Origin of the sequence: Campylobacter sp. RKI_CA19_01128, from assembly GCF_025771175.1 — a bacterium.
GTDB lineage: Bacteria > Campylobacterota > Campylobacteria > Campylobacterales > Campylobacteraceae > Campylobacter_D.
In genome coordinates, this window is sequence record NZ_JAKMPU010000006.1 from 90,036 (window position 1) to 101,216 (window position 11,181).

Annotated in this window: 5 protein-coding genes; 2 read left to right on the forward strand and 3 right to left on the reverse strand. The window is 24.0% G+C overall.

All coding sequences use genetic code 11. The annotated features are described in order from the left end of the window. Genes L8U98_RS05530 through L8U98_RS05540 form a run of 3 tightly spaced genes read right to left on the reverse strand, consistent with a single transcriptional unit; the run spans position 1 to position 9,204 of the window. Positions 1–1,740, reverse strand: a complete 1,740-nt coding sequence (locus L8U98_RS05530) for a DUF262 domain-containing protein (RefSeq protein ID WP_263658003.1) — start codon at positions 1,738–1,740, stop codon at positions 1–3. Continuing rightward, positions 1,733–4,447, reverse strand: a complete 2,715-nt coding sequence (locus L8U98_RS05535; RefSeq protein ID WP_263725420.1) for an SIR2 family protein — start codon at positions 4,445–4,447, stop codon at positions 1,733–1,735. Before L8U98_RS05535 ends, L8U98_RS05530 begins: the two co-directional genes overlap by 8 nt. Beyond that, on the reverse strand, positions 4,447–9,204 hold the full coding sequence (locus L8U98_RS05540; protein ID WP_263725421.1) for a type ISP restriction/modification enzyme: 4,758 nt from the start codon (positions 9,202–9,204) through the stop codon (positions 4,447–4,449). Before L8U98_RS05540 ends, L8U98_RS05535 begins: the two co-directional genes overlap by 1 nt. A gap of 558 nt (positions 9,205–9,762) precedes the next feature. Here L8U98_RS05540 and L8U98_RS05545 point away from each other — a divergent pair. Both L8U98_RS05545 and L8U98_RS05550 read left to right on the forward strand, forming a co-directional pair. Next, the gene (locus L8U98_RS05545) at positions 9,763–10,905 is read left to right on the forward strand and encodes an AAA family ATPase (protein WP_263676538.1); all 1,143 of its coding nucleotides are present in this window, start codon (positions 9,763–9,765) and stop codon (positions 10,903–10,905) included. Next, the gene (locus tag L8U98_RS05550) at positions 10,898–11,134 is read left to right on the forward strand and encodes an RloB domain-containing protein (protein WP_263725422.1); all 237 of its coding nucleotides are present in this window, start codon (positions 10,898–10,900) and stop codon (positions 11,132–11,134) included. The genes L8U98_RS05545 and L8U98_RS05550 overlap by 8 nt, the downstream gene beginning before the upstream one ends. The last annotated feature ends 47 nt before the right edge of the window (positions 11,135–11,181 follow it).

Sequence of the window (11,181 nt, forward strand, 5' to 3'; positions counted from 1 at the left end):
TTATTCTCCATTTTTTATAAAAACATTGATTTTTTCTTCAATAGCTTTTAAATACGAATCTTGATCACTACTAGTCCAAAAATAAATATTTTTTATATCATCAAATTTTTCACTATAATACTTCATAAACACATTTTTAGTGCATAAAGGGATGAATTTTCCATTTTTTTCATCTTCTTTTAATTTATTTCTTTTAATAGCAAATATATGATTGCTAAGCTTACTATTTGTATCAAGCGAAAGCAAAGTCAAATTAGCTATACTATGTTTATCTTCAGGACTAAAATATTCAAAAACATCGTTAGTTATATCAGCAAATTTTTTATCATCAATGTTTTCATTTATATTATCAATAAGTTTTTTTAATAATGAAGTTGTTTGCTCATTCGAATTATCATCTTGAAGTAATTTTAAAATATCAATAATTTCTTTCATCCATTGTTTTTTTTCATCTTTGCTTTTTATGGTAAATCTGCTTTGAGGATTTATGTGTTCTAAGCTCCATTTTTCTGATATAAATTTATCAAATGAAAATCTTATATCACTCTCTAAATATGTAGCTATGTTAAATAGCAATAATATCTTCTTTATCTCATTTTTATTATCTTCATAGCTCATTTCCTTTATTTCACTTATATTTTTTACATTTACACGCTTACTAATTTGCTCCTCTATAAATAGCACAAAATCCTCTTTGCTCTTTTTTGAAGATTCTTTATAAAGACTAACTAGTGATTTTTCGCTTTCTTTGTTTTCTAAAACATTTAAATAGCCTATTAAATGATATAACTTATGATTTTCATACCAATATTTAAATGTTAAAAATATTTTTTTAACTTCTAACCAAATTTCATCTAAAACTTTAAGCTTATTATCGCCTTTAAGTTTATCAGCAAAAAATCTATAAATCACATAAGAGTCTTCATATTTTTCATCTTTTTTTATTTTGTAGTAAGTTTTAAACAAAAGCTCTATTCTTGCTGGATAATCTTCATCGCTAGTTAAAAATCTCCAAAATTCATTGTTTTGTAAGGCATATTCCATTTCATCCCATTCTTTAGAAATTTCAATTTGTCTTAAATCAACTTCTTCTTTTTTAAAGTTATTACTATTTAAAAATAAGGCTTTGATTAATTCGGCATTAGTTAATGGAATTTTTCCGCTATTTATTCTTGAGAATACTTCCCTTTCATCTTCATTATCTTCTATTTCATGCCATATAATTCTCACATTTTTTGCTATATTATTTTGTGATGTTAAAATTCTAAAAAATTCTTGCCTTCTGTTGTTATTTTCACTAAACCATTTTTCAATATATTCATAAGCCTTGCTCATATAATAAAAATCAATATTTGATTCTTTTTCATTTGTTTTGTATTTTTCTTGTATATTTTTTAAAAAATCTTTACTATCTTTTCTAGTTTCATATTCTATTTCAAATGATTCATATCTACTATCATCCATATATAATTTAAAATGAGAAAGAATCATATATATAGTAGTAAGTCTTTGTTGTCCATCAACTAATTTATATTTTTTCTCATCTTGTTCGTATTTTTTTACAATAATCGGCTGTAAGCAATAAAAACTATCTTTCTTATCATCCTCTTTTTCACAAAAATTCCATATATCTTCTAATAAATCTCTAACTTGTGTTTTATCCCATCTATAACCCCTTTGATAAGATGGAATTACAAAATTCAACCCAAATAAATCATTTATTGATTTAATATCACTCATTATCTTCTCCAAATATCTTTTTTTCATTTTGTTCTATAAAATCTAAAATGTGCATAATTTCACCTAAATTATTAAGTTCCATTTTAGATATTTTTTTATCATATTCTTCTTTTACTCTTTTTTTGATCTCAAAGAACACTTTTTCATATTCTTCTTTAGGTATTTTTTTATCACTATATAAACAAAATCCTAATTCTAGTGTATATAAATCTTTATTTTCATTTCTGACCTGATTATAACATTCTAGATTAAAATTATCTATTTCTTTTCGTATAGTTTTAGAAACAATATGACCTAATAATCCCAAAAAATACCTTGTACAATAATACTTATCATTTATGTTTTTATTTTTTAAATTAGCTATAAATTCTGATATTTTCGGATTAAAATCATCTTCTAATTTTATTTTTTTATTAATCAGTATTTTAAAAACATCATAAAACATATTTGAATACCGCAAAACTAATGTATCGTTATTACCTAATTTGCCACTTAAAAACGCATTTATATATTTTTTAATAATATTAGCTATATTAGAAAAATCTAAATTTTTATTTTTTTGGTATTGATTAGATAAAAAATAGTTCATGCTATCATATTGGTTAATTCCTAATAAATTGTTTTCCAATTTTTCATTAAAACTATCTATGATTAATTCAAAATTTTCTTGAGCTAAATCTACCCAAGAACTAATTACTAAAAAACTATCGAATAATTGACTATACTTAGTTGCAATAAATCCTGAAGTAGTAAAATTTTTACAAATATTTTTATTAATTTTATCTATATCTTTATTGTTATTTAATTTCAATATGTAATTTTGCTTAAAATATTTATCAAAGATCTTTTTTAATTCCTGGCTTTTAAAATATTTTATAGCAAAACTAAATACATTCAATTCAACTTCAATAGAAATATTTTCTTTGGTGTATTTATAAGAATTTTCTGTTTTTAGTCCATTGATAGAATAGTAAATCAACAATCCTTCTATAATGTTACTATATATAGATTTCAACTCATATATAATCTTCAGTCTTACTTCTAGATTGACAATCCTGGAAAAAATATTACAAAGTAAATAAAATTTATTATCAAAAGTTAGCCCTCCTTTGATATGTCTATTATATTCTTCTATAATTTCTTCCTTAAGAACATAAGTCTTAATTATATTTTCTCCTATAAAAAAATCAAAATCTTTTATATGGGCTATCTCGTTCCTATTTTTTTCTGGAAGTTTTAAATACATTTCACTTATGTTGATTTTATCCATTTCTTTTAAATAAGTTTTTATTTCTTCAATTTCGTTTTCTTCAATTATACTTCTAAATACAAAGTTTTTTCTATTGGTTTCACTTATAAACCAAGTAGTGTAATTTTTATTTTTAAAAGCATTTTTAGATACTCTTTTTAAAGCATTATAAGATTGTATATAATGTTCATTTTGATAAAGCCAAAAAGCTAAACTTAGTTCTTCTTCATCACTCAAGTTTTTTAGTGTAAGTTTTTTTATTTTATCTTCTATATAATCATAATTAAAATATAATAAATCCTTATCTAATATAAATTTATTTTTCAATTTCCCATATTCTTTATTACAAGTATACACCATGGTATTTGTTAAATTTGCAATTTTATTAAAAGTTTCTTCTTTTATATTTTCAGCTAATTTATTATTATTTATTCTAATTGCTAGCGAATCTAAGTTAATTTCTTGATAGCTTATTTGAAAATAATTCTTTAAATCCTGTACTAGTAGCTTTGGTATTATAAATTTGCAATTTTTGTATCTTTGCAAAAAATCCTCCACTTTATCATTTATCTCTTGATTGCTTAACATATCTAAATCAAAATATTTTTTATCTAAATCACCTAAAAACAAATCTAATACATTGTCAATAGAATTATTAATTTCATTTTTAAAAAAGAAATCATATAAAAATTGTTCATAATCATTTTTTTTATATATTTCATCTAAATATAAAATATAAATATTTTTATTTTTATAAAAATCAAACTCTAATTTATCAAATTTTTTATTTATTTTGACAAGATATACAGGTTTTATGTTGCTAGCTTTGGAATTTACCCATGAAATGATTTGTTTTACATTGCTATCACTAAGCGAATATCCCATTAAAACTACCAAATCAGTAGAAAAAATACCTTTGATATAATTTTCTATTAAGGGGAAATTATCAGAATATTTTAGATAATCATCTTCTTTAAAAACTATATTTTGATCTTCTAAACTCCCATGCATTTTAATAAGCTTTGAAAATCCAGTTGCAAATCCTATATCTTCATCTTTTTTTATAATATTATAAAAACAACCTTCCTCATCTATTCCTTTTTCAAATAGATTATCCCAATTAGTAGTGATAAGATTTTTTAGATTTAATTTTACTATTTTTTTATGCAAGTCGTTTGGTTGTTTATTATCTGGAATAAATTCGCTTAGCTTTTGATAATAATAATTTTCTCCAAACTGATTATAAAATTTTTCTGCTAAAACTAAATTATCTTCAGAATATTTTTCGTTACCATAAAGTTCTTTTGAAATATTATTTATAAGTTCGCTCCAAGTAGGTAAGCCGGAATTAACACTGATTCCAGCTCCTGCAAATATGCTTAAATAATTTTCATCAAGTGCTTTTTTAATATTTTCAATACTAGTATTTAAAAATGCTTTATATTGTTCTTTCTTCATCACTCACACTCCATTTTACTAATCTCATTTATCAAATCAACACTTTTTATAGATAAATTAATGATTTTTAAAAGAAGTTCATAGATATATTTACCACCTTGATAATCATTTGGATTATTTTCTATCAAACTTTTTTTATCAACACTTATTTGATAGCGATCGATAATCCAATCAATCGCACTTTTGCCATTGATTTTATATTCATAAGCAATATTTGGTATATTTTTTATAGTGATATTTTGATTATAAAAAATGTCATTTCCTAGTTTTTTCATCTTAGTTACTTTATAAAATTCATCATTGTTTATATCAGCTAAGATACCATCTTTAAATTCTACTTCTTTAAAAATTTCATTATTTTCATAGTTTAAATGTAAAGTGGCTAGCTTTTTACCTAAGATGCTTAAGCTTTTAAAATCTTTACTTATAGAAATTCTTGGGGCTTCTTTTGAAAGTTCGAATTTGTATTTTTCCAAATAACTTTTATGATGAAATATCGCATAGATATAATAAAATATATCTTCTTTGTTTATAGTTTCATCTTTTAATTGTTTTTTAAATTCATCTAAAGCAAAATCACTTATAGCGTATTCTTTACTTCCATTTTCTTGGTAAAAATAAAGTGGAAAAGCTTGAGTATCACCTATAAAGTGATAATCGGGCATATTCTCAGATATTAAAGCTGAAAAATTTCCTTTAGTAGTATTTATTAGCAAATTTTCATCTGTATTTTTAGGGAATAATTTTGGCAATTTATAAATACTCCATAAAAGATCTCTGAAGTAATAACAATATTTTTTAAGAAATGGTCTGTATGAAAAAAGTACAATATTGTCTATGGAAAATTCTTCTAATTTTTCATTATTAAGGAATTTGTTCTTCAAATTTTGAACCCAAGCAATTTTAGTTTCATCTATAGTTATATCTTTATCGCTTAACTCTTTATAAAGTTCTGATTTTTTAACATTTTTATTTTTATCTAAAAATGCTTGGTGGTCAAATTTAGCTAAGTCTTCATTATAAGTAGCTATGCATTTTTGCATAGAATTTGAAAGCTTTTCTTTAGAGAAATTATAAACCCAAGCATCTCTTCCTGAAACAACTCCATAAGATTCTATTATAAAAATACCTAAATTGTTTTTATCGCTTTTTAAAGGCATTAAATTATCAAAATCATCTCCTCTTTGATTGATCCAATCGCCTTTTTCATTTGGGATTATATTTATAAAAGGCACATTTAATACACTTTTAAAATTCTCTAATTTATCAAGCTTAGTTTGTCTATCTAGATAATCTCCTATATCATAATAGTGAATTTTATTTGTTTTAGCATTTGTATCTTTTATAAAAAATACTATAGCTACACTTGCTCTTGAGCCACTATCAAATACACCATCGCCTTCTTTTTTTCTTTGCTCACCAGAAGTTCTTGCATTTCCTCTTAAATTTAAAATATAAATATCACTAAATTCTTTAGCTACGCATTTTCTAAAGCCATCAGCACTTGTTGCATCTATAAAGCCTCCATTTACTACAAAGCCTATGATGCCATTATCTTTTATTTTATCACTTGCCATGCGTATAGCTTGGATTAGCGTGTCCCTACTTGTTTTTCCAATTTTTTCTACAGATTCTTTGCCATAAGCATCTTTGACGCGTTTTTCTAAATTTGGGTGAGAAATGTTTGCATTATTATCATTTTCGCTACTTGCTCCACCTGAATAAGGAGGATTGCCTATGATAACTTTTATTTTTTCATTGGCTATTAAGTCTTTAATCTTTTTATTTTCTTCTAAATCTTTAAATTCCAAAGCAAATAAGCCATTATCTTGTGTTTTTTTATCTAGATAATCAAGACTATCAGCTAAGGCTATATTTTTAAATTTATCTAAAGTATTTATCCTTTCATTACCTGTTTGAGTAATGTTAATAAGTGCTATATAATAAGCAAGCAGGATTATATCTTGAGCAAAAATTGCTTTTTCGTATTTGTTTTTGAAATTTTCATCACTAATTAAGTCATTTTCTTTACTTAATAATCTTGTGATAAAACTTCCAGTTCCAGTGAATGGATCAAAGATTTTTACATTTTCATCGTTAAAATCTGTATTAAAATGTCTTTTTAAAAGCTCATTAACAGAATGAAGTATAAAATCAACCACTTGTATAGGAGTATAAACTATACCTAATTTTTCAGCTTGTTTTTTAAAAGCTGATCTAAAGAAAGTATCGTATAAGTTTTTAATGAGTTCTTGTTTACTTTTTTGACTTTTTGCTAATTTTACATTTTCTTCTACGTTTTTATAAAAGGCTTTTAAAGATCTTGTTTCTTCATCATCTAAACCAAAGGTATTTAACTTTTGATTTACTTCATCAAGAGCTTTTCCTATAGGATTATCATCCATATTTTTATCAAATAAAACATCAAATATAGGTTTAGTTATAATGTGAGAACATATCATATCTATGGCTTCATCTTCTTTGATGTTTGGGTGAATATTTTCTTTTAAGGAAGTTAAAAATTCTTCTAAAATTTCAGGATAATCTTTAAAGATAGCATTTAATCTAATGTTTAATTTTTCTACTATTTTAGCTGTTTTTGCACTAAAGCTTTGCCAGTAACCTTTATCACCAAGTTTAGTTGGTATGGCATTATACATCGTGTTTGCAAGTTCGCTTAAGGTAAAGCTATCAAACAAGCTTGGCTCATAGTTTTTATCTGTATTATTTAAGCTTTCATCTGCCACATAATCAGCCACAGCTATTTTGATCTTTTCTTTAAATACAGCCTCATCTACTAAGGTATCATCGTGACTTCTTAGAGCTTTTAAGATATTCCATATATTTAAAAAATTGGTATTTTTTATAGCCTCATCTAAATTTGAAAGCTCATTCTCACTTAATGCTAAAGGCAGTATGATATAACCTGTTTTTTTATTTGGAGCTTTTCTCATTACTCTACCTACTGATTGGATTATATCTACCATAGAATTTCTTCCATCAAAAAATACTACACTATCTAAAGCAGGTACATCCACACCTTCACTTAAACATCTTGCATTGCTTAGTATATTACAAGTATTTTCTTTTGGGGAGTTGAGATTATTTAGTTTATTTAATCTTATATTGGAGTTCATAGTTCCATCAACATGATCTATGTTTATATCAAGATTTTTAAAAGAATCTTTTTTTAATGCTTCATCATAGCATTGCATAATAATTTTAAAAGAATTGGTTATATTTTTAGAATCTCTTATGCTTTTGCAAAAATTTATAACTCTTCTTGAAATATTACTATCCATTTCTTCTAAAAAGTCATTATCTATTTGGTTGTTTTCATCAAGAGCAACTAAATCATTTCTTGCTAAACCTTTATGCGTACCTATGATTTTAGATACAAAGTCTATATCTACATATTTTTCATCTACATTTTTTTCATCTTTTAATTTTGCTATGGCTGTATTTGCTATGTTTGCAATACCTTCTTGTTTGATAGCTAAAATAATAACTTTATAATCGGTAAGTAAGCCTTTTTCAACTGCTTCTCTAAAATTAATACTATAAATTTCATCTCCAAAAATTTCTTCATCATCCATAGAAAATACTTCATTATCACTTTCCAAAGCTTTGCTTTTTTGAGAACTAGAATAAATCTTTGGAGTAGCACTCATGTAAATTCTTTTTTTGGCTTTGATGTTTTCATCACTATGGCATAGAGTAAAAGTATTTAGTTTATCTTTTTCCTTACCTGAATATAAATTTCCTACACTTCTGTGAGCTTCATCGCAAATGATTAGATTAATCTCATCAAGATCGTTTTGTTTTTGAGCTTGCATGATTTTTTCAACACTTTGATAAGTAGAAAAGATGATAAATCTTTTGTTGTCTTTTTTAGCTATATCGTAAGCTTTTTTAATGCTTTGTGTATCAGTAGAAGCAGGAATGGGCAATTCTAAAATATCTATATCATCTTCAATGCTTTTACCTGATTTACTATCTGAGCATACAATAGAAGCAACAAAATCATCAGTTTTCTCTTTACAATATTCTCTAAATGTTTGCCCTACTAAAGCTATACTAGGAGCTAAAAATAAAACAATGGAATTTTTAGGAGTAATTTCTTCTATAATCTTTAAAGATGTAAAAGTTTTCCCAGTACCACAAGCCATGATAAGCTTGCCTCTTGTGTTATTTTTGTTTGCAAAATATTCTTTTGTGTTATTTATGGCTTGTATTTGATGTTCTCTTGGTTTTTTCTTTGCAGTAATTGGTAGCTCTAAAGAATTATTTGGATCAAATTTATCCCAACTTATGTTTGAGCTTAAAAAATCTTCTAAAGTGATCAATTCTATAGGTGTTAAAATTTGTTTCATCTCTTTTTTAGCGTTTTGAGTGAGATCGCTAGCACTTATAATAATGCCTTTACTAAATTTAATCTCCCCTATTCCACTTTGCAACTTGCTAAAATAAGTACTTAAATCTTTAAAATCTACTTTTGAATTTTCATAAAATTTACATTGAACTGCAATATAATCATCATCTTTTGTTTGAATGATTAGATCTATACCACGATCTTGCCCATCTTTTTTATCCCATTCATCCCAAAGATAAATATTTTTATAAATATTTGCTGTATCTTTTTCTTTTAAAAGATGTTTTGAAAGTTTTTCAAACATAGATCCCTTTGATCTAGTGTTTAAATTTGCTTTTTTTAATTTTTCTAAGATGATTTCAAAAGTAGTTTCGTTTGCACTCATTAAAACTCCTAAGCTAATAATATAAAGAATATATCAAAAATTAACTTTGTAACTTATAAATATAAAAGTTTTGTATTTTTATTTTGTGTAATTATAAATGGATATTATACCCACTAGAAAGCTTATGAGATTAGTAGTGTTTTCTTTATAGAGATATCTTATTATACAGTTTTTATGCTTTAGTTTTCCTTGAAGCCATAATTATTATATTAATTTCAAAGGGCTTCATAATAACTTATTTTATTCTTAACAATATTTCAAAATATATTTATTGAATGTTTCATTTAAATCATTAAGAGCAAATATATTTTTGTGAATTTAGTTTTATACGAATATTTTATATATCTATGAAGTGCAATATTGAAATTTGCTAAGTTGTTTATTTTTTACCTTGATTAAGAATGTATTTTTATTAATTCATTTTTATAGCTTTAATTCTTTAGTGAATATTATAAAAAATATCAAAACAGACTTTAAAACTATATATTTGTAAATATAAACATATTTTATGTTTATATTAACTATCAATGCTTTATAATAACACAAAAGGAAAATATTATGTTAAGAAAAATAGAAATATCTGGTCTATATTCTTTTGGAATAGAAACACAAATTGTTGATTTTACAGCAAAGCCAAAAAGTAAGTTGAAAAATACAAAATACGAGTATAATTTTAATTTATCACAAGCTGGGAAACCTATGAAATCAGCAGTTTTTTTTGGAAAGAATACTAGCGGAAAAACTAACTTTTTTATAGGCGTAAAAATTTTACTAAATATAATTAAATATGGCTTTTCTCATACCCTAAGAGAGCATTTAACAAACAATGCCTTTAATGAAAATTCAAATTCTATAAAATTAAGTATTGAGTTATCTAATAACGATAAAGATATTTTTACATATTCGATAGAGTTTGATAAAAAATATATCCTAAAAGAATCTTTTTTGAAAAATAATAAAATTATATATAAATTTGAGAATGATAAGGCTATTTTTAATATTGATAGCAAAGAAAAAAATAAACAGCTAGAGTTATTCTTTTCAAGAAATCTTAGTGAAAATATATTTTATTTCTTAAAAGATTTTGACATAAAACAAAAAGAAATATTTATAAATCTTATAAACAATATCGAAGTTTATATGAATAGTAATTATTCAAAAAAATATAATTTTGAATTTGAAGAAAATAAAAAGAAATATTTTTTAGAACACAAAGAAAGTATTTTGGAAATTTTTCAATTGCTAGATAAAACTATAAAAGATTTTGAGTTTAAAAAGTATGAAAAAGATGGAAAGAATATATACGAAATCTTTTTTGTTCGCAATGGAAAGAAATTTAATTATCAAATAGAATCAGAAGGTATTAAAAAAATAGTATATTTTGCAGATAAAATAACCCAAATTATCAAGGAAGGAAAAATTGTTTTTATTGATGAATTAGATTCTTCAATAAGCACTTTGGCGCTAATACTTATATTTAACAATCTTATTAATACAGAGGAAAATCATAATGGACAATTAATTGTTTCATCTCATAATGTTTTATTATTTGATGTTAGTTTTTTAAATTCACAACAAATATTTTTAATTCAAAAAGATCAACACCTAGAGAGTAAGATAATAACTTACTACGATTATGATATTAGAAGCGAAAAGAAAAAAGCATATATTGATTATTTAAAAGGGCTTTATGATGAATAAAAAAACAAAACCCAGTATACAGATTTGGTGTGAAGGTAAAACAGAAGAAGATTATTTTAATTCCCTTTTTAAATATCTAAATTATGATAATGTTAAAATAGATGTAAAAAATTTAAAAAATAATAATTCATATAAAAACATTCTTTATAAAATAGAAAAAGCACCTTATATTGATAAACTTATTATTGTAATGGATCTAGATAGAGCAAAAAGGATACTAATGAGTTAAAAATTTTAGAAAAACTTATAAAACATATAAAAAAGTCAAAAGATATA

Excerpts from the sequence above, each read along its gene's own strand:
- L8U98_RS05535 (WP_263725420.1), bottom strand. The coding sequence starts at position 4,447 with ATGAAGAAAGAACAATATAAAGCATTTTTAAATACTAGTATTGAAAAT.
- L8U98_RS05545 (WP_263676538.1), top strand. The coding sequence starts at position 9,763 with ATGTTAAGAAAAATAGAAATATCTGGTCTATATTCTTTTGGAATAGAA.
- L8U98_RS05550 (WP_263725422.1), top strand. The coding sequence starts at position 10,898 with ATGAATAAAAAAACAAAACCCAGTATACAGATTTGGTGTGAAGGTAAA.
- L8U98_RS05540 (WP_263725421.1), bottom strand. The coding sequence starts at position 9,204 with ATGAGTGCAAACGAAACTACTTTTGAAATCATCTTAGAAAAATTAAAA.
- L8U98_RS05530 (WP_263658003.1), bottom strand. The coding sequence starts at position 1,740 with ATGAGTGATATTAAATCAATAAATGATTTATTTGGGTTGAATTTTGTA.